Source organism: Actinomycetospora chlora (assembly GCF_039542135.1).
Taxonomy (GTDB): Bacteria; Actinomycetota; Actinomycetes; order Mycobacteriales; family Pseudonocardiaceae; genus Actinomycetospora; species Actinomycetospora chlora.
This window is the reverse complement of the sequence record NZ_BAABHO010000009.1, coordinates 48450-71069: the sequence shown is the minus strand read 5'-3', so window position 1 is coordinate 71069 and position 22620 is coordinate 48450. Positions and strand designations below refer to the sequence as shown.

At 75.7% G+C, this 22620-nt stretch carries 22 protein-coding genes; 10 read left to right on the top strand and 12 right to left on the bottom strand.

Annotation, left to right across the window (positions count from 1 at the left end; genetic code table 11):
• Window positions 1-30 precede the first annotated feature (30 nt).
• Together ABD994_RS07830 and ABD994_RS07825 are read left to right on the top strand one after the other, a co-directional pair.
• Window positions 31-960, top strand: coding sequence for a VOC family protein (locus ABD994_RS07830; protein WP_345412634.1), 930 nt, complete (start codon window positions 31-33; stop codon window positions 958-960).
• 1 nt (window position 961) lies between these two features.
• Entirely contained in the window at window positions 962-1810 is an 849-nt protein-coding gene (locus tag ABD994_RS07825) for a fumarylacetoacetate hydrolase family protein (RefSeq protein WP_345412632.1), read from the top strand.
• Window positions 1811-1870: 60 nt separating this feature from the next.
• Here ABD994_RS07825 and ABD994_RS07820 read toward each other — a convergent pair whose 3' ends face one another.
• Genes ABD994_RS07820 through ABD994_RS07800 form a run of 5 tightly spaced genes read right to left on the bottom strand, consistent with a single transcriptional unit; the run spans window position 1871 to window position 7043 of the window.
• A complete protein-coding gene (locus tag ABD994_RS07820) occupies window positions 1871-2665 on the bottom strand; it encodes an IclR family transcriptional regulator (protein ID WP_345412629.1) in 795 nt (264 codons plus the stop codon).
• 50 nt (window positions 2666-2715) lie between these two features.
• The gene (locus ABD994_RS07815) at window positions 2716-3828 is read right to left on the bottom strand and encodes an iron-containing alcohol dehydrogenase family protein (RefSeq protein ID WP_345412627.1); all 1113 of its coding nucleotides are present in this window, start codon (window positions 3826-3828) and stop codon (window positions 2716-2718) included.
• Window positions 3825-4793, bottom strand: a complete 969-nt coding sequence (locus ABD994_RS07810) for an amidohydrolase family protein (RefSeq protein WP_345412625.1) — start codon at window positions 4791-4793, stop codon at window positions 3825-3827. Before ABD994_RS07810 ends, ABD994_RS07815 begins: the two co-directional genes overlap by 4 nt.
• Window positions 4790-5737, bottom strand: a complete 948-nt coding sequence (locus ABD994_RS07805) for an MBL fold metallo-hydrolase (RefSeq protein ID WP_345412623.1) — start codon at window positions 5735-5737, stop codon at window positions 4790-4792. Before ABD994_RS07805 ends, ABD994_RS07810 begins: the two co-directional genes overlap by 4 nt.
• Before the next feature lie 31 nt (window positions 5738-5768).
• The gene (locus ABD994_RS07800) at window positions 5769-7043 is read right to left on the bottom strand and encodes an MFS transporter (RefSeq protein ID WP_345412620.1); all 1275 of its coding nucleotides are present in this window, start codon (window positions 7041-7043) and stop codon (window positions 5769-5771) included.
• Window positions 7044-7197: 154 nt separating this feature from the next.
• Between ABD994_RS07800 and ABD994_RS07795 the strand changes: the two genes are divergently transcribed.
• Window positions 7198-8316, top strand: a complete 1119-nt coding sequence (locus tag ABD994_RS07795) for an NAD(P)-dependent alcohol dehydrogenase (RefSeq protein WP_345412617.1) — start codon at window positions 7198-7200, stop codon at window positions 8314-8316.
• Here ABD994_RS07795 and ABD994_RS07790 read toward each other — a convergent pair.
• Genes ABD994_RS07790 through ABD994_RS07765 form a run of 6 tightly spaced genes read right to left on the bottom strand, consistent with a single transcriptional unit; the run spans window position 8294 to window position 15072 of the window.
• Complete coding sequence (locus ABD994_RS07790; RefSeq protein WP_345412615.1) at window positions 8294-8773, bottom strand: (2Fe-2S)-binding protein; 480 nt, start codon at window positions 8771-8773, stop codon at window positions 8294-8296. The two genes, ABD994_RS07795 and ABD994_RS07790, sit on opposite strands and share 23 nt — an antisense overlap.
• Window positions 8770-9609 (bottom strand): FAD binding domain-containing protein, encoded by an 840-nt coding sequence (locus tag ABD994_RS07785; RefSeq protein ID WP_345412611.1) that lies wholly within the window; start codon window positions 9607-9609, stop codon window positions 8770-8772. The genes ABD994_RS07790 and ABD994_RS07785 overlap by 4 nt, the downstream gene beginning before the upstream one ends.
• The gene (locus ABD994_RS07780) at window positions 9606-11960 is read right to left on the bottom strand and encodes a xanthine dehydrogenase family protein molybdopterin-binding subunit (protein ID WP_345412609.1); all 2355 of its coding nucleotides are present in this window, start codon (window positions 11958-11960) and stop codon (window positions 9606-9608) included. Before ABD994_RS07780 ends, ABD994_RS07785 begins: the two co-directional genes overlap by 4 nt.
• Window positions 11960-12724, bottom strand: coding sequence for an SDR family NAD(P)-dependent oxidoreductase (locus tag ABD994_RS07775; RefSeq protein ID WP_345412606.1), 765 nt, complete (start codon window positions 12722-12724; stop codon window positions 11960-11962). The genes ABD994_RS07780 and ABD994_RS07775 overlap by 1 nt, the downstream gene beginning before the upstream one ends.
• A 15-nt stretch (window positions 12725-12739) precedes the next feature.
• A complete protein-coding gene (locus tag ABD994_RS07770; RefSeq protein ID WP_345412603.1) occupies window positions 12740-13531 on the bottom strand; it encodes an MBL fold metallo-hydrolase in 792 nt (263 codons plus the stop codon).
• Entirely contained in the window at window positions 13528-15072 is a 1545-nt protein-coding gene (locus tag ABD994_RS07765; protein WP_345412601.1) for a class I adenylate-forming enzyme family protein, read from the bottom strand. The genes ABD994_RS07770 and ABD994_RS07765 overlap by 4 nt, the downstream gene beginning before the upstream one ends.
• A 73-nt stretch (window positions 15073-15145) precedes the next feature.
• Here ABD994_RS07765 and ABD994_RS07760 point away from each other — a divergent pair, with 73 nt between their 5' ends.
• From ABD994_RS07760 to ABD994_RS07745, 4 genes are all read left to right on the top strand, one after another.
• On the top strand, window positions 15146-15730 hold the full coding sequence (locus ABD994_RS07760; RefSeq protein WP_345412598.1) for a TetR/AcrR family transcriptional regulator: 585 nt from the start codon (window positions 15146-15148) through the stop codon (window positions 15728-15730).
• The gene (locus ABD994_RS07755; RefSeq protein WP_345412596.1) at window positions 15727-16335 is read left to right on the top strand and encodes a TetR/AcrR family transcriptional regulator; all 609 of its coding nucleotides are present in this window, start codon (window positions 15727-15729) and stop codon (window positions 16333-16335) included. The genes ABD994_RS07760 and ABD994_RS07755 overlap by 4 nt, the downstream gene beginning before the upstream one ends.
• A 110-nt stretch (window positions 16336-16445) precedes the next feature.
• The gene (locus ABD994_RS07750) at window positions 16446-17306 is read left to right on the top strand and encodes an MBL fold metallo-hydrolase (protein ID WP_345412592.1); all 861 of its coding nucleotides are present in this window, start codon (window positions 16446-16448) and stop codon (window positions 17304-17306) included.
• 90 nt (window positions 17307-17396) lie between these two features.
• On the top strand, window positions 17397-18953 hold the full coding sequence (locus tag ABD994_RS07745) for an acetolactate synthase large subunit (RefSeq protein ID WP_345412589.1): 1557 nt from the start codon (window positions 17397-17399) through the stop codon (window positions 18951-18953).
• A gap of 11 nt (window positions 18954-18964) precedes the next feature.
• Here the strand turns inward: ABD994_RS07745 and ABD994_RS07740 are convergent, their stop codons facing one another.
• On the bottom strand, window positions 18965-19861 hold the full coding sequence (locus ABD994_RS07740) for a Dyp-type peroxidase (protein WP_345412587.1): 897 nt from the start codon (window positions 19859-19861) through the stop codon (window positions 18965-18967).
• Window positions 19862-20019: 158 nt separating this feature from the next.
• On the opposite strand from ABD994_RS07740, the gene ABD994_RS07735 reads away from it, so the two are divergent.
• Genes ABD994_RS07735 through ABD994_RS07725 form a run of 3 tightly spaced genes read left to right on the top strand, consistent with a single transcriptional unit; the run spans window position 20020 to window position 22556 of the window.
• On the top strand, window positions 20020-20442 hold the full coding sequence (locus tag ABD994_RS07735) for a hypothetical protein (RefSeq protein ID WP_345412585.1): 423 nt from the start codon (window positions 20020-20022) through the stop codon (window positions 20440-20442).
• A gap of 9 nt (window positions 20443-20451) precedes the next feature.
• Window positions 20452-21144, top strand: coding sequence for a response regulator transcription factor (locus ABD994_RS07730; protein WP_345412583.1), 693 nt, complete (start codon window positions 20452-20454; stop codon window positions 21142-21144).
• Window positions 21141-22556 carry a sensor histidine kinase gene (locus tag ABD994_RS07725; protein ID WP_345412581.1) on the top strand — a complete coding sequence of 472 codons (1416 nt, stop codon included), beginning with the start codon at window positions 21141-21143 and terminating at the stop codon, window positions 22554-22556. Before ABD994_RS07730 ends, ABD994_RS07725 begins: the two co-directional genes overlap by 4 nt.
• Window positions 22557-22620 lie beyond the last annotated feature (64 nt).

The following is a 22620-nucleotide window of genomic DNA, read 5'->3' as shown; positions in this document are numbered from 1 at the left end:
GGCCGGCACCCGCGACGAGAGGAGCCCACGATGAGCACACCGACCCGGACGATCCTGGCCGAGGGGGAGGCCGCCGGCACCCTGCGCCGGACCTCGACGTCCCACCTCGGCCTGCGCGTCCCCGACGTGGCGGCCGCCGCCGAGTTCTACGGCCGCGTCCTGGGGCTGCGTCCCCACGGCACGCTGCCCGAGGGCGGCGCGCGGCTGGGGTGGGGCAGCGGCCACCACGTCCTCGACCTGCGACCCGGGAAGCCCGGTGTCGACCACGTCGCCTTCGAGGTCCGCGACGAGGGCGGCCTGGTCGCGCTGCGCAAGCGCCTCGGCGAGGCCGGCGCCCCGGTCGCCGGGCTCGACCCCGACGAGCTGGACGAGGCCCTGCCCGGCACCTCGGGCCTCGTCACCACCGACCCCGACGGCCTGGCCGTCCGGTTCCACGGTCCGGTCCACCGCGCGGGCGAGCACGGCGCCGACACCGGCCGCCGCCCGGTGAAGTACCAGCACGTCACCCTGGCCACGGACGACGTGCCGCGGAAGGTGGCCTTCTACACCGACGTCTGCGGCTTCCGGATCTCCGACCAGCTCGCCGACGGGCGCTTCGTCTGGCTGCGCAGCGACCGCGACCACCACACGCTGGCCGTGGTCGCCTCCGGCTCGGAGTCCGGGCTCGACCACTACTCCTACGACCTCGCGGAGTGGGAGGACTTCAAGACCTGGTGCGACCGGCTCACCGAGGAGGGCGTCCCCGTCTCCTGGGGACCCGGGCGCCACGGGCCGGGCAACAACCTGTTCGTCTTCTTCGACGACCCCGCGGGCCACCACATCGAGCTCTCCGCGGAGATGGAGAAGTTCCACGACGACCGCGTCGTGTACACCCCGCGCCGGTGGGAGCCCGTCCCGTCCAGCGTGAACCTGTGGGGCGGCCAGCTCGCGACGTGGCGGCGCACCTCGGAAGGGGCCTGACGTGCGATACGTGACCTTCGAGCACGCCGGGCGCCGGCGGATCGGGCGGGTCGAGGGCGACCACGTCGTCCCGCTGGCCGGACCCGACGAGATCGGTCGGGACACCCCGGCCGACGTCCTGGCCCGCGCGGCCGCCGACGGCCCGCCCGTCCCACGGGACGAGGTGCACCTGCTGCCCGTCGTCCCGCACCCGGACAAGATCGTCTGCGTCGGGCTGAACTACCACGCCCACGTGGGCGAGACCGGCCGGGACCTGCCGACCTCCCCGGTGCTGTTCACCAAGTTCGCCGGCAGCCTCGTCGGGGCCACCGACGACATCGTGCTGCCCCCCGAGTCGACCCAGGTCGACTACGAGGCCGAGCTGGCGGTGGTCATCGGGCGGGCGGGCCGGCGCATCCCGCGCGCGGCCGCCCTCGACCACGTCCTGGGCTGGACCGTCGCCAACGACGTGACCATGCGCGACTTCCAGTACCGCACCCACCAGTGGCTGCCGGGCAAGGCGTGGGACCGCTCGACCCCGCTCGGGCCGGAGCTGGTCACCCCGGAGGAGGCGGACGTGTCCGCGGCCTCGGTGCGCACGGTGCGCACCGTGCTCAACGGCGAGACCGTGCAGTCGTCCGACACCGCGCACCTCATCTTCGACGTGCCGACCCTGATCGCGACGATCTCGGAGTTCGCCGAGCTCCTGCCCGGCGACGTCGTCCTCACCGGCACGCCCGGCGGGGTCGGCTACCGCCGCGACCCGCAGCTGTTCCTGCACGACGGCGACGAGGTCGTCGTCGAGGTCGAGGGCGTCGGCCGGCTGTGCAACCGCGTCCGGGACGAGGTGCCGGCACTCGTGCGGCACTGACTCACGTGCGCGAGGCCGGTGCCGCACCCGCGGCACCGGCCTCGCGCGTGTCCGGGCAGATCAGCCGTCGACCTCCGCGAGGCGGTCGCTGATCGTGGCCGCGGCCCGGCAGACCTGGCGGCGGATCTCCTCCTCGCCCTGGCGCGAGATGCGCGACGCCACGGCCGCGACGCTCACCGCCGCGGCGACCCGGCCCTCGCCGTCGCGGATCGGCGCGGCGACGCCGAGGACGTCGTGGTCGAGCTCCGAGCGGGTGACGGAGAAGCCGTCGTCGCGGATCTGCTCGAGCCGCGCCATCAGCGCGTCGACGTCGGTCAGCGTGGACGAGGTGAAGGACTGCAGCGTCGCGCGCTCGAGCAGCGTGCGGGCCTCCGCGGGGTCGGTCCACGCGAGCAGCACCAGCGCGGAGGCGCCGGCGTTGAGGGGCAGCGTGCTCCCGCGCTCGTAGGAGATCCGCACCCGGTGCACCTGGGACTCGGCGCGGTCCAGGCAGACCACGAGGTCGCCGACGCGCCGGGTGAGCAGCACGGTCTCGTCGACCGCCGCGGCGAGCTCGGACAGCACGGGTACGGCGATCTCGGAGAGGCCGTAGGTCCGGCGGGCGAGGCGGGCCAGCTCGAGCAGGCGCATCCCCAGCCGGAACCCGCCGCCCGGGGCCTCCTCGAGGTACCGGTTGGCGATGAGCGTCTGGATGTAGCGGTAGCCGGTGGAGCGGGCCACCCCGAGCCGCGCGGCCACCTGGCTGCCCGTGATCACCGGCACGTCGTCGCCGAACATCCCGAGGATGTCCAGCGCACGGTCCGCGGTCGAGTTGCGCTCGCGGTACCCGGTAGTGCGCGACTGCGGTCCTGACATACGGGAAAGCATACGGCCTGGGCTCGCCGTCGGGGTCGCCCGCCGCGCCGTCAGCCGGCCCCGGCCGCCGCCAGCAGCGCGCGCAGCTGGTCGTCGTCGGCCTCGCGGCGGTTGTTGCGCCGGAACGGGTGGCCGGTGCTGGCCTCGACCATCGCCGCGGCACCGTCCGGGCCGACCGTGCCGGCGGGGAACCGGGCGGCGAAGCCGACCGCGTCGTAGAGAGCGGGCAGCTCGGCGACGAGGTCGGCCACCGCCGGCTCGGACACCTCGGCGTTGAAGCGGGCGACGTGCGGCAGGAGCACGCCGTTCTGCAGGCCGTGCGGCAGGTGGACCGAGGGCGCGGTCGAGAGCGCGTGCACCAGCGTCAGCCCGCTGTTGCCGCAGGCCATGTTGGCCGCGCACGCCGCGTCGAGGAGGTCCTGGAGGACCGCGTCGTGGCCGCCCTCGGCGTTGCGCCCGCTGCCGGTGCCCGCGAGCGCGGCGGGCAGCCGGTCGATCACCGTCGCGGCGGCGGCGAGCCCGAGCGCCCGGGTGTAGGGCGAGGCCCCGCGCGCCCACTGGGTCTCCAGGGCGTGGGACAGCGCATCGAGCCCGGCGTACAGCATCGGGGCGTGCGGGAGCCGCCGCAGGACCGTCCCGTCGAGCAGGGCCGTGCGCGGCTCGCAGCCGGGGGAGCGGACCACCAGCTCCTCGGCCCGCCCGGCCTCGTGCAGCACGAGCACCTGGGACACCTCACTGCCGCTGCCCGCCGTCGTGGGCACCGCGAGGGTGGGGGCCGGCCGATGGGGGACGTTGCCGACACCGGCGTAGCGGTCGATCCGGTCGTCGTTGGTCAGCCGGATCGCGACGGCCTTGGCCGCGCCGAGCGCGCTGCCCCCGCCCACGGCCAGGACGGTGTCGCAGCCCTGCGCGCGGGCCGCCGCGGCCGCCCGCTCGGCGGCGGCGACGTCCGGGTCGGGGTCGACGAGCACGGTGGCCGCCACCCGCGCCGGGTCGACCGGCGCGAGCACGGACGCCAGCAGGCCGGCGTCGTCGACGCCGCGGTCGGCGACGACGGCCACGCGACGGCCGCCGAGGGCCGCGAGCTCGTCGGGCAGCGTCGCGACGCAGCCCGGGCCGCTGACGACCCGGGTCGCGACGGAGAAGGTCGTCGGGGCGCTCACGACGCCACCGCCGCGGTCTCGGCGGCGCGGGCGAACAGCGCCTCGGCGTTGCCCCGGTCGACCTTCGCCCGCAGGTCGCCGGCGAGCAGGTCGGTGGCGTCGAGGGCCTCGGCGAGCCGGACGCAGGCGTCGGGCGGCGTGAAGGGGTAGTCGCTGCCGTAGTGGACGCGGTCCGGGTCGGCCACCGCCAGCAGCGTGCCGAGCAGCTCCGGGACCGGCGCCCCGGCCAGGTCGAAGTGCAGGCGGCGCAGGGCCTCGCGCATGCTCGACGGCGGGGCCTGGCCCGGGGCGGACAGGATCGGCAGGAGCAGCTCGATGCGGTTGGCCAGGATCGGCAGCGCGGCCCCCGCGTGCGGCACGATCACCCGCAGGTCCTCGTGGCGCTCCAGCACGCCCGAGAGCACCAGCTGCGCGATCGAGCGGGTGGTGTCGAAGAGGAACTCCAGCATCGGGCGCGGGTAGCCGAGCGCGAGGTGCTCCGCCTCCCAGGGCGTCGTCGGGTGGACGAAGACCGGCACGCGGCGCGCGGCGGCGAGCGCGTACACCGGCTCCAGCGACGGGTCGCCGAGGTAGACGCCCGCGGTGTGCGTCTCGAGGACGATCCCGTCGGCGCCCAGCGTCGTCAGCGCGTGCCCGGCCTCGACCACGGCGGCGTCGACGTCGGGCAGCGGCAGGCTCGCGAACCAGCCGAAGCGCCCGGGGTGGCGCCGCGCCAGCGCGGCGGCGGCCTCGTTGCACTCCCGCGCCAGGGTGCGGGCGGCCGCGTCGTCGCCGAGGTGGACGCCGGGGGAGGAGATCGAGAGGTAGGAGCGCTCGACGTCCAGGCTCTCCATGGTCGCGAGCGCCTCTTCGGCGCTCCAGGCCGGCACGCCGGCGATCCCGTCCGGGCGGTCGATCCCGGCCGCGGCGAGGGCCTCGCGGTAGACGTCGGGGACGAAGTGGGCGTGGACGTCGACGCGGCTCACGAGGTCACCGCCGCGACCTCGGCGGGCAGCGCCCGCTCCAGCTCGCTCGGCAGCCACGTGTAGCCGTCGCCGTCGCGGCGCAGGTGGCCGAGCCCGGGGAAGGGGAAGTGGTAGCCCAGGACCGCGTGCCGGCCCTGGTCCACGAGCTCGTAGATGCGGCGGCGCTGGGCGGTGGCGTCGGGGCCGTGGAAGTCGAACTGGAAGGCCCAGTCGGGGCGCTGCAGCAGCAGCACCTGGTGGTGGCAGAGGTCGCCCCAGCAGACGATCGTCTCGCCGCCGCTCGTGATCGTGTACACGACGTGGCCCGGGCTGTGGCCGGGAGTGGCGACGGCGCGGATGCCGGTGGCGACCTCGTCGCCGTCCTCGACGAACCGGATGCGGCCCTCCTCGGCGTAGGGCAGCAGGTTCTTGTGGGCGCCGCGGAAGTGGTCCTTGCGGTGCTCGTCGGGGGCGTCGTCGACCCGCCGCAGGTCGGTCCAGTGGTCGAACTCGGCGCGGTGCACGGCGAGTACGGCGTTCGGGTAGACCGGCCGGCCCTCCGGGTCGACCAGGCCCCAGGCGTGGTCGGGGTGGGCGTGGGTCAGCGCGATGACGTCGATGTCCGTGGGGTCGATGCCGGCCGCGCGCAGCGCCGGGACGGCGTGCCCGGTGCCCGGACCGAAGAACCCGCGGCCGAGCGCGGGGTCGGTGCCGACCCCGGTGTCGAACTGGACCAGCTCCGACCCGGTGTCGACCACGAGGATGTTCTCGTTGAGCCGCACGCGGTCGGGCGAGAGGTGGTGCCCGGTCAGCAGGGAGTCGACCTCGGTCGGGTCGGCGGCGGGGAAGTTGTCCCGCGCCGGCCCCATCTCGAGCAGGCCGTCGCTGACGACGGTGCAGGCGAACTCGCCGTGGCGGAAGCGGGCGTAGGGCAGGGGCCGGTCGGTGGGCGGGTGGGCGCTCACGATGGTCTCCTCGTCGGTCGGGGGTGGGTGGTCAGTCGGCGGGGGCGGCGGCGCGGCCGGCGACGCGGGCGAACACGGTGATGACGACGAGGGCCACGACCGCGGAGACGCCGTAGAGGGCGAAGACGCCGTAGGGGCCCTGGCCGGCGAGGACGATCCCGCCGAGCACGGGCCCGAGCGCGCCGAAGTAGGACATCCCGTTGGTCCAGCCCATCGCGGTGCCGCGCACGGCGGCCGGGAAGAGGTTGCTGACCGCGGCGTTGAGCAGGTTGGCCGTCGAGTGGCCGCCGACGCCCATGAGGAAGATGCCGGCGAAGAGCACCGGGAGCGAGCGGCCCACGAGCAGGACCGCGGCGAGCCCCACGACGGTGGCCGCGGCGGTCACCGCACCCACCCGCAGCACGCCCCAGCGGTCGGCCCACACGGCCGTGCCGAGCGAGCCGATGATCGCCCCGGCGGTGAGGGTCAGCGAGAACGCGAGCGCCGAGGTCAGCGGGTACTGCAGGGCGCTCATCGTGCCGACCAGCCAGACGTTCAGCCCGAACCAGGTGAACATGTTGGGGATCGCGACGGCGGCGGCGAGCACCGCGAACAGCCGCCCACGGCCGGTGAACAGCGTGCGCAGGGTGGCGGTGCGGGGGGCCGACGACGCCGCGGCGGACGCGTCCCGCGGACGCTCGAGCCGGACGGCGGCCGCGACCAGCAGGATGAGCAGGGTGAGTGCGGCACCGAGGTAGAACATGGGCCGCCAGCCGAACGCCGGCATGACGACGATGCCCAGCAGCGCCGCGACCGTGCCCCCGATGGGGATACCGGCCATCGTCACGTTGACGACGAGACCCACGCGGTGCGAGGCGGCGTGGCCGCGGGCGATCGCCAGCGCGGTCACGACGGCACCGCCGACGCCCAGCCCGGAGGCCAGGCGGGCGACGCCGAGCGTCGTGCCGGAGCCGGCCAGGCCCGCGGCGAGCAGGCCCAGGCCGAAGACGGCGATGCAGACCAGCAGCACCGGCTGGCGTCCGATGCGGTCGCCGACGACGCCGGCCGTCAGCGCGCCGAAGAACATCCCGACGTAGACCAGGCCGCCCACGACGCCCGCGGTCTGGGCCGTCAGCCCCAGCGTGGTGTCGTCGAGCAGCAGGGGCACGACGGAGCCGTACACGATCAGGCTGTAGCCCTCCATGATCGTGACGACCGTGCAGATGAGGACCGCGAGGCCGCCACGGGCCGTGGGCCGGGCCCGTCGCGGTGTCCGTGCGGATGTCTGGGGTCGGGTGTCGGCGCGGGTCTCGGGCGGTGCGGCCACCGTGGCCTCCGGGGTCTGACGTGGTCGGGGTGAGGACTGCCTCTCGAAACTCGCATCCTGTTTTTCAGGCGTCAAGACCTGTTTGTTGGGACACTCCCGGGCTACCGTGGTGGCCGGCCCACCGAGGGGCCGACGCTCCGGGAGGTGTCCAGAGGTGTCCACGGGAGTCACGACGGCCGCGGTCGTGTGGGAGCAGGGCGGTCCGTTCGCGCTGGAGGAGGTGCAGCTCGCGCCGCTGCGGCCCGACGAGGTGCGGGTCCGTCTCGTGGCCGTCGGCGTGTGCCACACCGACCTCAGCGTCGTCGCCGGGGTCACCCCGTTCCCCCTGCCCGGGGTGCTCGGGCACGAGGGCGTCGGGGAGGTGGTCGAGGCCGGGCCGGCGGTCACCCGCACCCGACCCGGCGACCGCGTGCTGCTGACGTTCACGTCCTGCGGGCGCTGCCGGCACTGCCGCGGCGGCCACCCCGCCCACTGCGACGACCACCTGTCGCTGAACCTGCTGGGCGGCCGGCGGGCCGACGGCACGGCGACGGTCCGGGCCGGGTCCGCGGAGCTGAACGCCCACTTCTTCGGCCAGTCGTCCTTCGCCCGCGAGGTGGTCGCCGACGAGCGGGGCGTCGTGGTCCTCCCGGCCGACCTGCCCGACGACGACCTGCCGACCCTCGCCCCGCTGGGGTGCGGGATCCAGACCGGCGCGGGCGCCGTGCTCAACGTCCTGCGTCCGCGCCCGGGGACCACCCTCGTCGTCACCGGCGCGGGCGCCGTCGGCCTCGCCGCGGTGATGGCGGCACGGATGACCGCGGTGTCGCGGATCGTGGTGGCCGACCGCGCCCCGGAGCGCCTGGAGGTCGCCCGGGAGCTCGGCGCCACCGACGTGATCGACGCCCGCGAGCAGGGCATCGCCGACGGGGTGCTCGCCGCCACCGGCGGGCACGGCGCGGACCACGTCGTGGAGACCACCGGGGTGGTGTCCGTGCTGGACGAGACGATCGACGCCCTGGCGGTCGGCGGGTGCTGCGCCGTCGTCGGCGCCCCCCGCACGGGCAGCCGGGCCGGCTTCGACGTCCCCCGCCTGCTGCCGGGACGCACGATCCGCGGGGTGACGATGGGCGACAGCGAGCCCGAGACGTTCGTCCCGTTCCTCGTCGGGGCCCACCGCCGCGGCGCGCTGCCGCTGGAGCGGATCGAGCGCCGCTACGCCTTCGAGGACATCAACACCGCCGTCCGGGACGCTGCGGCGGGCACGACCATCAAGCCGGTCCTGGTCTTCTGACCTTCCCGGCGGCGTCCGCGACGGCGTCGACGATCCCGACGTAGCCGGTGCAGCGGCAGATGTTCCCCGCCATCTCCGCCCGGATGGTCGCGCGGTCGGGCTCGGGGTCGGTCGCGAGCAGGTGCGCGGCGGTCATGAGCATCCCGGGCGTGCAGGCCCCGCACTGCAGGCCGTGGCAGCGGGAGAACGACTCCTGCAGCGGGTGCAGCGTGCCGTCCGCGGCGGCGAGTCCCTCGACGGTGGCGACCTCGGCGCCGTCGGCCTGGACGGCGAGCATGAGGCAGGCCCGGGCCGGGAGCCCGTCGACGAGCACCGTGCAGGCGCCGCAGACGCCGTGCTCGCAGCCGAGGTGCGTGCCGGTCAGGCCCAGGTCCTCGCGCAGCGCGTCGGCGAGGGTGCGGCGGGGTTCGACGTCGACGCGGTGGCGCTCGCCGTTGACGGTCAGGGTGGTCTTCACACGACCTCCGGGGTGCGGTGCCCGGCGAGCTGGGCGAGCGCCCGCAGGGCCATCTGCTCGGTGAGGGCCCGGCGGTGGCCGGCGCTGCCGTGCAGGTCGGTGGGCGGGTCGACGTCGTCGGCGGCGGCCGCGGCGAGGATCGCGACCCGGTCCTGGGACAGCTCCCCGTCGACGGTCGTGAGATCGCCGACGTCGACGAGGTGGGGCACGGCGCCGACGCCGCCGACGACGAGCCGGAGCCGCTCGCCGAAGCGGGCGGCGACCACGGCGACGACCGCGAAGTCGCCGTGGCGGCGGGCGAACTCGGCGAAGCCCCAGGCGTCGGGCACCGGCAGCTCGACCTCGGTGATCACCTCGTCGTCGGCGAGGTCGCTCTGCAGGGCCCCGACGAACAGCGCGTCGGCGCCGAGCCGGCGGCGGCCGCCGGGGCCGGCGACGTGGACCGCGCCGTCGCACGCCCGCAGCACGGCGGGCAGCTCGGCCGAGGGGTCGGCGTGGGCGAGGCTGCCGGCCAGGGTGCCGCGGCTGCGGATGGCGGTGTGCCCGACCCAGCGCGCGGCCTCGGCGGCCAGGGGGTGGCGGTCCTGGGCGGCCAGGCCGAGGTGGCGCACCAGGGCGCCCGCGTGCAGCACGCCGTCCCGGAGCTCGAGGCGGTCCAGGTCCGGGACCCGGTTGATGTCGACGAGCACGGCCGGCCGGGCCAGGCGCAGCGCCAGCAGCGGGACCAGGCTCTGCCCGCCGGCGAGGACCTTGCCCTCGCCGTCGGCGGCCCGGAGGGCCTCGACGGCGTCGGCGACGCCCGTGGCGCGGTGGTAGTCGAACGGCGGGGCCTTCACGGGTGCACCAGCTCCCAGACCCGCGACGGCGTGACGGGCAGGTCGTCGATCTCGATCCCCAGGGCGTCGGCGACCGCGCCCGCGACGACGGCGTTGGGCGCGAGCGTGCCGCCCTCGCCGACACCGCGGACGCCCGTCGGGTTGGCCGCGGGGGTGCTGACGTGGCCGATGCGCAGCTCGGGGATCTCGGCCGCGGTGGGCATGAGGTAGTCGAGCAGGGTGCCGGTGGACAGGTTGCCGGCGTCGTCGTAGACGAGGTGCTCGAACATCGCGCCGCCGATGCCCTGCGCGATCGAGCCGGCGATCTGCCCGTCGACGATCACGGGGTGGACGATCCGTCCGGCGTCCTCGACGCACACCCAGTCCAGGATGTGGATCTCCCCGGTGGCCGGGTCGACCGCGAGGGCGGCGACCTGGGCGCCGGCGGCGAACGCGCCGCGGATCGGGTCGTAGAACCTCGTGGACTCCAGGCCGGGCTCGACGCCGTCGGGCAGGCGGTCGGACTGCAGGTAGGCGACCCGGCCGACCTCGGCCAGCGAGATCACCGGCTTCTGCTGGCCGGCCATGTAGACCTGGCCGCCGCGCAGGTCGAGCTCCTCGACCGGGGCCTCGGTGAGGGCCGCGGCGAGGGCGAGCGCCTTGCCGCGGACCTCCTCGCCGGCGAGGTGCGCCGCCCCGCCGCCGATCACCGCCTGGCGGGAGGAGAACGCGCCGAAGCCCCAGAGCGACTCGTCGGTGTCGCCGATGCGCACCTCGACGGCCTCGTAGGCCACGCCGAGCGCGTCCGCGACGACCTGCGCCATCGTGGTCTCGAGGCCCTGGCCCTGCGAGGTCACCCCGGAGAAGACGGTGACGCCGCCGTCGGGCTGGACGCGCACCGTGCAGGCGTCGTGGCCGGTGCGGAACGCCATGCGGGGCCCGGCCGACGCGGCGCGGCCGAGGCCGGTCAGCTCGTTGTAGACGGCCACCCCGATGCCCACCGGCCACCCGCCCTCGCGGCGGCGCCGGGTCTGCTCGGCGCGCCACCGTCCGAGGTCGAACGTCTCGACGGCCTTGTCCAGGCAGGCCTCGTAGGCCCCGGAGTCGTCGACCAGGCGTGACGGCATCCGGTAGGGCACGTCGGCGGGCAGGATGAGGTTGCGGCGCCGCAGGGCGATCGGGTCCATCCCGAGCGCGCGGGCCCCGGAGTCCAGGAGGGCCTCCATCGCGAACACCGTCGAGGGCCGGGCCACGCCCCGGTACGGGCCGGACGGGCTGGTGTTGGTGGCGACGCCGCGCACCGTGCACTCGTAGTCCGCGAGCTTGTAGGGCCCGGTGAGCAGGCCGCCGGCCATGAGCGGCTCGATGCCCGCGGTCCAGGGGTGGACGGAGTAGGCGCCGGTGTTGCACCAGACGTCGGCCTTCACGGCGAGCAGCTCCCCGTCGGCGGCGAACCCGGCGCGCAGCACGTAGCGGTGGTCGCGGGCGTGGGTGGCCGCGAGCAGGTGCTCGACGCGGTCCTCGACCCACTTCAGCGGCGTGCCCGGCATCGTCATGGCCATCAGGCAGAGGGCGACGTCCTCGGGGTAGAGCACGGCCTTGACGCCGAACCCGCCGCCGACGTCGGGGACGATCACGCGGATGCTCGCCTCGGGCAGGTCGAGCAGCTCGGCGAGCTGGGTCCGCACGATCCAGGGGACCTGCGTGCCCGACCAGAACGTCAGCCGGCGGTCGGCGGCCTCGTAGCGGGCGACCCCGGCGCGGCACTCGATGGGGTTGCCGCCGTGCCGGTTGGTGGTCAGCTCCCGGTCCACCACGACGGCGGCCCCGGCCAGCGCGGCGTCGACGTCACCGGCCCGGAAGGTCCGCGAGAGCAGCAGGTTGTCCGGGGCCTCCTCGTGGACGGGGTCGGTGGGCTCCTCCCACGCGCACACCGTCGGCGCCAGCGGCTCGTAGTCCACCAGCACGCCCTCCGCGCCGTCCTCGGCGAGGTAGCGGTCGTCGGCGACGACGGCGGCGACGGCCTCGCCGGCGAAGCGGACCTTGCCGCGGGCCAGCGGGGGCTGGTCGGTCTCGACGTACCCGGGCAGCGCCGAGCGCGCCCGCAGGGCGACCGGGGCGATCCGCGGGTGCTCGCCGGTGAACACCGCGTGGACGCCCTCGGTCGCGAGCGCCTCGCCGACGTCGACGCCGGTGATCCGCGCGTGGGCCAGCGGGCTGCGCACGAACGCGACGTGGCGCATCCGGGGCAGGACGAGGTCGGAGACGTAGCGGCCGCGCCCGGTGAGCAGGCGCGCGTCCTCCTTGCGGCGCACGGGGGCGCCGCTGGCGGGGGTGTGCGGGGTGTGCGGGGCGTTCGTGGAGGTCGTCATCACGGCATCGCGAAGCCGCCGTTGACGGACACGACCTGGCCGGTGGTCCACGACGAGCGCGGGGAGGCCAGCAGCAGGATCGTCGGGGTCACGTCCTCGGGGCGGCCGAGGCGGCGCAGCGGGTAGAGCGCCGTGATCTTCTTGAGGCGCTCGTCGTCGGTCCCGCCCGCGTGGTCGGCGAAGTTGTCGGTCTGCACCAGCCCGATCGAGACGGCGTTGGCGCGGATGCCGTGGCGGGCGAGCTCCTTGGCCAGCGACTTGGTCAGCCCGAGCGTCGAGGAGCGGGCGGTGGCCGTGACGGTCAGCCCGGACTCGCCGACCCGCCCGGAGTCACCCATCAGCGAGACGATCGACCCGCCGCCGTGCTCGGCCATCCGCCGGGCGACGGCGTGGGAGATGCGCAGGCTCCCGGTGACGGTCACCTCGATCTCCGCCTCGAACTCGGCGGGGGAGCGCTCGAGGAAGCGGCCCCGGCTGGTGACCGCGGCGTTGTTCACCAGCACCCCGATGGGCCCGAGCTCGGACTCGACGTGGTCGAGCGCGCGGGCGACCGCCGCGTCGTCGCGGGTGTCGACGCCGACCGCGACCGCCTTCACGCCCGCGGCGCGTGCGGCCTCGGCGGCCTGCTCGGCGCCCTCGCCGGAGGTGTGGAAGCCGAACGCGACCTGCGCGCCCTCGGCGGCGAAGGCCTCGCCGATGGCGCGGCCGAGGCCCTGGCCGGCGCCGGTGACCAGCACGGTGGTGCCGGCGAGCTGGAGATCCATGGCTGCTCCTGGGGATCAGACGGCGACGAAGCGACGGCGGTCGCCGACCGTGACGAGCCGGCCGCCGACGAGGCCGGGCAGGTGGGCGGGCACGACCAGGTCGTCGGTGTCGGCGAGCTCGTCGGCCAGGGCGTTGCGCATCGCGCGGGCGGCGACCGGGTCGACGTCGAAGACCGCCTCCCACTCCGGCTCCTCGAGCTCCACCACCGAGTGCGCGACGTCGCCGATCAGCAGCGCGCGCTGCCCGCCGCCGGACACGACGTAGGTCGTCGAGCCGGGCGTGTGGCCCGGGGTGGGCCGGGCGTCGAGGCCGGGCGCCAGCGTCACCGCGGTGTCGAAGGGCTCCAGCCGGTCGCGCAGGGGCGACAGCTTGCGGACCGCGCCGGGGTCGGCGTCGGCGGCCTCGACGAAGTGCTCCCAGTCCGCGGCGTGGACGCGGTAGGTGGCCCGGTCGAAGACGACCTCACCCTTGCTGGTGGCCCAGCCGACGTGGTCGAAGTGCAGGTGGGTGAACACCACGTCGGTGACGTCCCCGGGCGCGACGCCGTGGGCGGCCAGCGCGTCGAGGAAGCCCCCGCCGGCGTACTTCTCGTTCCGGATGCGCCCGACCCCGGCGTCGACGAGCACGACCCGGTCGCCGGTGCGCAGCAGGAAGCCGCCGAGGGCCAGCGCGAGGACGCCGTGCTCGTCGAGGTGCTCGGGGTGGCAGGCCCAGCGGTCCTCGCCGGGGACCGAGAGCACCTCTCGGGCGTCCTCGCGCCCGGTGCCGTCGGCCACGGGCCGGATGTCGACGTCGCCGATCCTCATGCCGTGACCCCGGCGTCGGTGAGCAGCCGTGCCAGCTCGAAGCGCCGGATCTTCCCCGAGCCGGTGCGGGGGATGGCGTCGACGACGCGGAACTCCGCGGGCACCTTGAACCAGGTCAGGCGCTCCCGGCAGTACGCCGCGACCGCGTCGAGGTCGGCCCCGTCGCCGCCCTCGGGGACGACGAACGCCACCGGCACCTCGCCGAGGTCGGGGTGGGCCCGGCCGACGACCGCCGCGTCGGCGACGCCGGACGCGGCGAGCAGCACGTTCTCGATCTCCGCGGGGTAGAGGTTCTCGCCGCCCCGGATGATCATCTCCTTGGTGCGCCCGCTGATCGTCAGGTAGCCGTCGGCGTCGGCCCGGGCGAGGTCGCCGGTGCGGTACCAGCCGTCGACCAGCACGCTCGCGGTCTGCTCCGGCTTGTTCCAGTAGCCGCGCATGACCCCCGGCCCGCGCACCCACAGCTCGCCCTCGCCTCCGGGCGGCGCGTCCGTGCCGGTCGCGGGGTCGACCAGCCGGACCGCGAGGCCCGGCAGCGGCAGGCCGCACGAGCCGTAGGGCCGCGTGCCGTGCGGCCAGTTCATCACCACCATCGTGGAGGTCTCGGTGATGCCGTAGCCGTCGAGCAGCGGCACCCCGAACGCGCGCTCGAAGGCCTCGTCGACCGCCGCCGGGAGGATGGCGCCCGCCGAGACGGCCAGGCGCAGCTGGTGCGCCGGCGGGCGGTCGCCGGCGGCCTGCAGCAGGTAGGAGAAGCCGGTGGGGACGCCGGGCAGGACGGTGTGGCGGTCCGGTCCGCCCAGCTCCTCGAGGATCCGGGTGGGGGAGAAGCGCGGCAGGATGCGCTCGCCCGCGCCGGTGGCGGCTACGCCCAGGACGCACAGGTCGAGGGCGTAGGAGTGGAACAGCGGGAGCGCCGAGAGCACGACGTCGTCGGGACCGAGGCCGACGATCGGCGCCCAGCACGCGGCGACCACCCAGAGGCAGCTGCGCAGGCTCAGCTCGACGCCCTTGGGGCGCCCGGTCGTGCCGGACGTGTAGAGCATGTAGGCCGTGATGTCGAGGTCGTCGGGGTCGGGCGCGGGGGCCTCGGGCTCGCGGGCGAGCAGGTCGGCGTAGGTCGTCCACCCCGGCCGGGTGCCGCCGGCGAGCACCACCGCGACGTCGGGGCCCGCCAGCCCGGCGACCAGGTCGGCGTGGGCGGTGTCGGTGACGACGGCGCGGGCCCCGGAGTCGGCGAGCATGTACTCGAGCTCCGCCGGCGCCGCGTCCGGGTTGAGGCACACCGCGATCGCGCCGGCCCGGGGCACGGCGAGGTAGGTCTCCGCGACCTCGACCGCGTTGCCCATGACCATCGCAACGCGGTCGCCGGGCGCGACGCCGAGCGCCACCAGGTGGCCGGCGAGCCTGCGGGTCGTCGTGGCGAGCTCGGCCCACGTCACCGACCGCGCGTCGTCGAGGAAGGCGACCCTGGCGGGCCGCGCGGCGGCGTGGCCCTCGAGCAGCTCGGGGAGGGGTCGGATCAGTTCGGTGCGCAGCATCGCGCCCTCCTCCACCGGCGTACTAACGCTCGTTCGTCGGTCAAGCTAGCTAACGCTCGTTCGTGCTGGCAAGATGCGGTCCGTGCGGGCCACCCTCACCCCCGACGTGGTCCTGGACGCCGCGCTCACGCTGTTCGCGGCCCGCGGCTACCACGGCACGGCCGTCAGCGAGATCGCCACGACGCTCGGGGTGCGCACGCCGAGCCTCTACAACCACATGGGGTCGAAGCACGAGCTGCTGCGCACCATCGTGGACGGCACGACGGCCGGGGTGCTCGCCGACTTCCACGCGGTGGTCGATCCCGCCGACCGGCCCGCCGATCAGCTGCGCCGGGCCACGCGGACCTATGCGTGCCGCCACGCCACGCGCCGGCGCGAGGCGCTCGTCGTCAACCGCGACACCACCAGCCTGGAGGAGCCGGCGTTCGGCGAGATGCAGGCACGGCGCCGCGAGCACGAGCACGCGCTGCGCGCCGTGATCACCCGCGGTGTCGCCGCGGGGGAGTTCCGGGTCGGGGCGCCGGCCCTGGCGTCCTTCGCGATCCGCGAGCTGTGCGTGAGCATCGCGCGCTGGTTCACCGACGACGGGGAGCTCTCCGCGGACGCCGTGGCCGACCAGTACAGCCGCTTCGCCCTGCGCATCGTGGGCTCGACGTGACCGCGCCGACGCCCACGGGGGAGCGGGTGGCCGTCACGCCGGCCGCCGTCCGCGACGCGGCAACGACGCTGTTCGCCGAGAAGGGCTACCACGGCACGGCGCTCAGCGAGGTCGCCGCGCACCTCGGCATCCGCACGCCCAGCCTCTACAACCACATGCGCTCCAAGCAGGAGCTGCTGGCGGAGATCGTGCTGGACACCTCGCAGCAGGTCTGGGCGGAGTTCGGGGCCGCCGTCGACGGGCGCGCGGACGTGGTCGACCGCCTGCGCGAGGCGGCCCGCGTCTACGCCCTGCGCCACGCCACCCACCGGCGGGAGGCGCTGATCGTCAACCGCGACGTCGCGAGCCTGGCCGAGCCCGTCCTCTCGCAGGTCCTCGACCTGCGCCGCCGCCACGAGCGAGCCGTCCGGGCCCTCATCGCGGAGGGCGTCGCGCAGGGCCGACTCGCGGCGGAGGACCCCCGCACGGCGTCGTTCGGCCTGCTGGAGATGTGTGTGAGCGTGGCGCGCTGGTTCTCGCCCGACGGTGCCCTGAGCGCGCAGGACGTGGCCGAGCAGTACAGCGACTTCGCGCTGCGGGTGGCGGGCCTCCGCGATCCGGACTGACCGGGGCCGTCCAGCGCCCGTCCAGCGCTGCCGGACGGTGCGCTGGACAGCGCCACGCCGTCGCCGGACGCTCCGGGTCCGAACCGACCCGGAGCACCTGCGGAGACGCCGTGGACCACTCGATCCGACCCCTGTGCTTCTCCCACGTGGACCTGCCCCGCGAGTTCTTCGGCGGCGTCCCGATCCACAGCGGCGAGGGCGTCTCCGCCTCCCCGATGATCTACGTGCTGGTCACCGCGCGCGAGGACGACGGGATCCACCACTACCTGGTCGACGCCGGCTTCCACGCGGACAAGTGGATCCACCGCTTCGGCTTCTACGACTGGGAGCCGCCGGAGACGGTGCTCGGGAAGGTCGGGGTGACGCCGGACCGGATCGAGAAGATCTTCCTGACCCACATGCACTTCGACCACGCCAACAACGTCGGCGCGTTCCCGAACGCGGACGTGTACGTGCAGTGGGACGAGTACCAGGGCTGGCTGCAGGCCCTGGCCCTGCCGGACCTGTACACCCCGCTGGGCGAGGAGAGCTGGATCACCTCGTCGTTCGACCGCGACGACGCCCGGGTCTTCGGTGAGCTGGCCCGCGACCACCGCCTCAAGTTCGTCCGCGACGGCGAGGAGCTGGCCCCCGGCATCCGCGGGCACCTCTCGAAGGACGGCCACACGTTCGGTACGCAGTGGGTCTCGGTGGAGACCTCGAGCGGCCCGTACGTCGTCGCCGGGGACGCGGTGATGTGGTACTCGAACGTCGAGGAGATGTGGCCCAGCGGCTACACCAACGGCAGCACGTACAACATGCTCATGACCTTCGGCGACATCCACCGGTTCCTCGGCGGCGACGTCGACCGGATCGTGCCGGGCCACGACACGCTCGTGTTCGACCGGCACCCGAGCTGGAAGGTCGGCCCCAACGAGGTCGCCGAGGTCCACGTCGCGGGCTGGGACCGGTCGCTGCGGCCCGCCGGCTGACGTCCACCCCCGGCTTCCGCCGGGGCGGGCGACCGTGTGGAGTGGACCCATGACGATCTCGTTGTGGTCCGCCTCCGCCGGGCGCGTTGCGTGAGGGGCGCCGAGGCACTGGTCGGCTCGCTGGTCGGGGCGGGTGTCGACGTCTGCTTCATGAACCCCGGCACCTCCGAGATGCACTTCGTGCAGGCGCTCGACAGCGTCCCGGAGATGCGCGGCGTCCTGACCCTGTTCGAGGGGGTCGCCACCGGCGCCGCCGACGCCCACGCCCGGATCACCGGCCGGCCCGCGGCGGTGCTGCTGCACCTGGGGCCGGGGCTCGGCAACGGCATCGCCAACCTGCACAACGCCCGGCGGGCGGGGACGCCGCTGCTGTGCGTGGTCGGCGCCCACGCCACCGACCACGTCCACCACGACGCCCCGCTGCAGTCCGACATCACCGCGCTCGCCGGGGCGGTGTCGGGGTGGGTGCACACCTGCGGCCACACCCGCGACGTCGCCGACGACGCGGTGCGCGCGGTGGCGGCGACCACCGAGCACGGCGGCCAGGTCGCGACGCTGGTGCTGCCCGCGGACGTGTCGTGGTCCGAGGGCGGGGCGCTCGCCCCGGCCCTGCCGGCCGCGCTGCCCGTCCCGCCGGCCTCGTCGCGGGTGGCGGCGGCGGCGAAGGCGGTGCGCGAGCCCGGCGCGGTGATCCTGCTGGGCGGCCCGGCGCTCACGGCGGCGGCGATGGACGCGGCGGGCCGCATCGCCGCCGCGACCGGGGCGCGCCTCATCGTCGAGACCTTCCCGCGCCTCTGGGACACCGGCGCCGGGCGCCCCCGGGCCGACAAGCTCGCCTACTTCGCCGAGGAGGCGCTCGCCCAGCTCGAGGGCGCGTCGTCGCTGGTGCTGGCGGGGGCGCGCGCCCCCGTCTCGTTCTTCGGCTACCCCGGCGTGCCCGGCGACCTCGTGCCCGACGGCACCGCCGTGGTGGGGCTGGCGGACGCGGCGTCCGACGCGGCGGCCGCCCTGGAGGCGCTCGCCGCCGAGGTGGCGCCGGACGCGGTGGCCGAGCCCGCACCGCACGACGCGCCCGAGCCCGCACCCGGCCCCCTGGACGTCGCGTCGCTGTGTGCGGCGGTCGCCGCGACGCTGCCCGAGGGCGCGATCGTGATCGACGAGGCGCTGACCGCCGGAGCGCTGCTCGCCCCGGCGCTGCAGACCGCCGCCCCCCACGCCCAGCTCGCGCTCACCGGCGGGGCGATCGGTCAGGGCCCGCCGGCGGCGCTGGGCGCGGCCATCGCGGCGCCCGACCGGCCGGTGGTCGCGGTGCAGGCCGACGGCAGCGCGCTCTACACCCTGCAGGCGCTGTGGACGCAGGCCCGCGAGCAGCTCGACGTCACCACCGTACTGATCAACAACTCGGCCTACGCGATCCTGCGGGTGGAGCTCGCGCGGACCGGGGCGGGGGAGGCCGCCCACTCCGGGCGGGCCGGGCGGATGCTCACCCTCGCCGACCCGACCCCGGACTTCGTCGCGCTGGCCACCGGCTACGGCGTGCCGGCGCGGCGGGTGGAGACCACCGAGGAGCTGCTCGACGCGCTGCGCTGGGCGCAGGCCGAGCCGGGCCCGCACCTCGTCGAGGCGATCGTGCCGGCGCTGGGGTAGGTCGGTCCCCGTCAGCCCTCGTCGTCGGACGGCGCGAGCCGGGCGAGCACGTCGGCGGGCGGCACGACGTAGTACGCGCCGGTGAGCGCGGTGGTGTAGCGGGTGAGGGCGTCGCGGGGCCCGTCGTTGCCGGCCATAGCGTCGAGCATCGCGGCCAGCGGGCGCTGCTGCGCGCAGAAGCCGACGAACATCGTCCCGTGCGCGGTGGTGTCGCCCCACGCGGTGTTGCGCCGGAAGACGTGGCCGTAGGTGTCCTGGTCGGTGCGGGCGGCGTGGGCGTCGTCGGGCTTCGGGTCGAGCTCGACGCTGTCGGGCTTGGTGCGCCCGATGACGTCCTCCTGGGTGGTGCGGTCCAGCGCGTACCAGGTGGCGCTGTCGTGCTCCCACTTCTGCAGCAGCAGCACCGAGCCGCCGGCGCCCGGCTCCCCGTCGGGGATGGTGACCACCCCGACGGCCTCGGCCGCCGACGGGTTCTCGGTGCCGTCCTCGAAGCCGGTGAGGTCGCGGTCGTGGTGGTGGGACCAGGCGACGGTCTCGTCGGCGAGCTCGGCCACCCCGGCGAGGGCCGCGACGGCACCGGTGGTGGCGTCGAAGACGATCGAGCGCCCGCCCCCGGTGGCCCACAGCACGACGTCGTGCTGGGTGGCCGGCATCGTGAACCCGTCCGGCCCGACCACGGGCTCGTCGTAGCCGTGCACGTCGGGGGCATCGTCCTGGGCGACGGCGGCCCACAGCTCGGGGCGGATCCCGGCGACGAGACCCGTCGCGCCCGTCGTCTTGACCGCGGCGAGGAGGCCGGCGAGCGCCTCGACCAGCGCCGCGTCGGTGGTGCCGGGACGCCGGTCGAACTCCAGGTAGGCGTGCGAGGACGTGCCGAGGGCGAGGACGCCCGACTGCGCGACGGCCACGAGCAGCTCCGTTCGGGGGGACGGCGGGGTGCGCGACGACGCTAGCGCCCTGCTCTTACCGGATTCACGTACGCGACGACGATCGTTCCGGGTGATCCGCGGGAAGCCGGGTGGGCCAGCGGGCCGGCGACGGGCCCGGGCGAGGAGGGGACGAACGGATGACGCAGACCGCGCCGGCGCGCACCACGACGTCGAGCAGGGCGACGGGGGTGCTGCGCGCCTTCCAGGTCCTGGCCGTGCTGACCGTGGTCGAGCTGCTGGTCCAGTACGTCACGGCCGGCGGGATCATCGGGCCGGCGCACAGCCACGAGGCCCGCGAGCTGCACGAGGCCGGGGCCGTGGTGCTGCACGTCCTGTCCGGGCTGACGACGATCGCCGCGGTCGTGCTGTGGCGGCTGCGGGCGGCGCCGGCGTGGCCGGCGGCGCTGTCGGCCGTGGTCTTCGTGCTGACGTTCGTGCAGGCCTACCTCGGTGACGAGGAGACGCTCTACCTGCACGTTCCGGGCGCGCTGGTCCTCACGGTGGGCAGCGTGTGGCTCGCCGTGTGGGGGTTCTCCGGGCGCGCCCGCTCCGTGGGGTAGGACGGGGGCGTGCCCACCCGCGTGCTGGTCGCCGACGACGACCGTGCGATCCGTGAGTCGCTGGCCCGCGCGCTCGAGCTCGAGGGCTACGAGGTCACGACGGTCGCCGACGGCGTCGAGGCGTTGACCCACGCGCGCCGGGAGGCCTTCGATGCGCTCGTGCTGGACGTGATGATGCCGGGCGTCGACGGGCTCGGCGTGTGCCGCGTCCTGCGCGGCGAGGACGACCGCACGCCGGTGCTCATGCTCACCGCGCGCGTCGAGACCGCGGACCGGGTGGCCGGCCTCGACGCGGGCGCCGACGACTACCAGCCCAAGCCCTTCGAGCTCGACGAGCTGCTGGCCCGCCTCCGGGCCCTGCTCCGGCGGGCGTCGTACCTGCCGGGCGAGGGCGGGGACGGCGCGCGCCTCGCGGTCGGGCCGCTCGTCGTCGACCCCGCGGCGCGGCGGGCGTGGTGGGCCGAGGAGGAGCTGACGCTCTCCAAGACCGAGTTCGACCTGCTGGAGCTGCTGGTCCGCAACGAGGGCATCGTGCTCGACCACGCGACGGTCTACGACCGCATCTGGGGCTACGACTTCGGCGCGGACTCGAAGAACCTCGCGGTGTACATCGGCTACCTGCGCCGCAAGCTCGCGGCGGCCGGGGCGCCACCGGTGATCCACACGGTGCGGGGCGTGGGCTACACGGTGCGCCGGCCGTGAGCCTCCGCACCCGCCTCGCGCTCGCGTTCGCGCTGGTCGTCGTCCTGGTGGCCGGGGTGGTGGGGGTCCTCAGCTACCACTCGGCGGGGGAGCGCACCGCCGACGAGACCGACCGGTCGCTCGGCGCGGCGACGACCGCGCTGCTCGAGGGCCAGACCGCGGTGCTGGGCGCGCTGCCGCCCGCGACCCCCACCGACGGCGACGGTCTCGACGGCGACGAGCCCGGCCGCCCCGACCCGCGCCGTGAGGGGCCGTCGCTCGTCGCCCAGCAGGTCGCCCCCGACGGCGCGGTGACGTTCCTCGGCGGCCGGCCGGTCCGGCTCCCGGTCGACGACGCGACGCGGCTGCTGGCCGCCCGGGGCGTCGCGGGGCAGACCGCGACCACCGAGGTCGACCTGGGCCGGGGCGCCTACCGCGTCCGCACCACCGCGCTGGGGCAGGGACGCGGCGCGGTGCAGGTCGGCATCGACATCGACCTGAGCCGCCGGGTGCTCAGCGGGCTCGCCACCGAGATCGCGGTGATCAGCGCCGTGGTGACGCTGGTGGCGGCCGGCGCGGGCTGGCTGCTCGCCCGCCGCATCACCCGGCGGCTCGTGCGGCTGGCCGCGACCGCCGAGGACATCGCCGACCACGGCCGGATCGACGTCGCGGTGCCCGTCGGGGGACGCGACGAGGTGGGCCGGCTCGCCGGGTCGTTCACGACGATGCTCTCCCGACTGGCCGCGGCCCGCGACGCCCAGGACCGCCTGGTGCAGGACGCGGCACACGAGCTGCGGACCCCCCTGACCAGCCTGCGCACCAACGCCAGCGTGCTGCGCCGGCTCGACGAGCTCTCCCCGGACGCCCGGGACCGGCTGGTCGCCGACCTGCAGGGCGAGACCCGGGAGCTGTCCGACCTCGTCGAGGAGCTCGTCGCGCTCGCCCTCTCGCGGCGCAGCGAGGAACCCGAGGAGGACGTCGCGCTGGGCGAGGTGGCGGCGCGGGCCGCGGAGCGGGTGGGCCGGCGCAGCGGGCGCCGCGTCGTCGTCGACGACGACGGCTCGCGGGTGCGGGGACGGCGCGGGGCGCTCGAGCGGGCCGTGGGCAACCTGCTGGAGAACGCGGTGAAGTTCGACGCCGGGGGCACGGAGGACGTGGTCGTGCGCGTCCGGCGCGGGACGACGACGGTCACCGACCGCGGGCCGGGGATCGCCCCCGGGGACGCCGCGCGGGTGTTCGACCGGTTCTACCGCGCCGACGCCGCGCGCGGCCTGCCCGGCTCGGGGCTGGGGCTCGCGATCGTCCGCGACGTCGCCGAGGGCCACGGCGGCGACGCCTTCGTCTCCACCCCGCCCGGGGGCGGCACGACGGTCGGGTTCTCCGTGGCGGCCGAGCGGCTGCGGCCCGCCGCCCGCGACCCGTCCCCGGCGTAGACGTCCCCCGGCTCTTACCGGACTCCGACCCCGGCCACGTCGGCGCTTCACCCGGCGCGATCAC

Coding starts and splice junctions, on each gene's coding strand:
- ABD994_RS07830 (WP_345412634.1), top strand. CDS start 31: ATGAGCACACCGACCCGGACGATCCTGGCCGAGGGGGAGGCCGCCGGC.
- ABD994_RS07770 (WP_345412603.1), bottom strand. CDS start 13,531: ATGAGGATCGGCGACGTCGACATCCGGCCCGTGGCCGACGGCACCGGG.
- ABD994_RS07775 (WP_345412606.1), bottom strand. CDS start 12,724: ATGGATCTCCAGCTCGCCGGCACCACCGTGCTGGTCACCGGCGCCGGC.
- ABD994_RS07780 (WP_345412609.1), bottom strand. CDS start 11,960: ATGACGACCTCCACGAACGCCCCGCACACCCCGCACACCCCCGCCAGC.
- ABD994_RS07820 (WP_345412629.1), bottom strand. CDS start 2,665: ATGTCAGGACCGCAGTCGCGCACTACCGGGTACCGCGAGCGCAACTCG.
- ABD994_RS07735 (WP_345412585.1), top strand. CDS start 20,020: ATGACGCAGACCGCGCCGGCGCGCACCACGACGTCGAGCAGGGCGACG.
- ABD994_RS07760 (WP_345412598.1), top strand. CDS start 15,146: ATGCGGTCCGTGCGGGCCACCCTCACCCCCGACGTGGTCCTGGACGCC.
- ABD994_RS07765 (WP_345412601.1), bottom strand. CDS start 15,072: ATGCTGCGCACCGAACTGATCCGACCCCTCCCCGAGCTGCTCGAGGGC.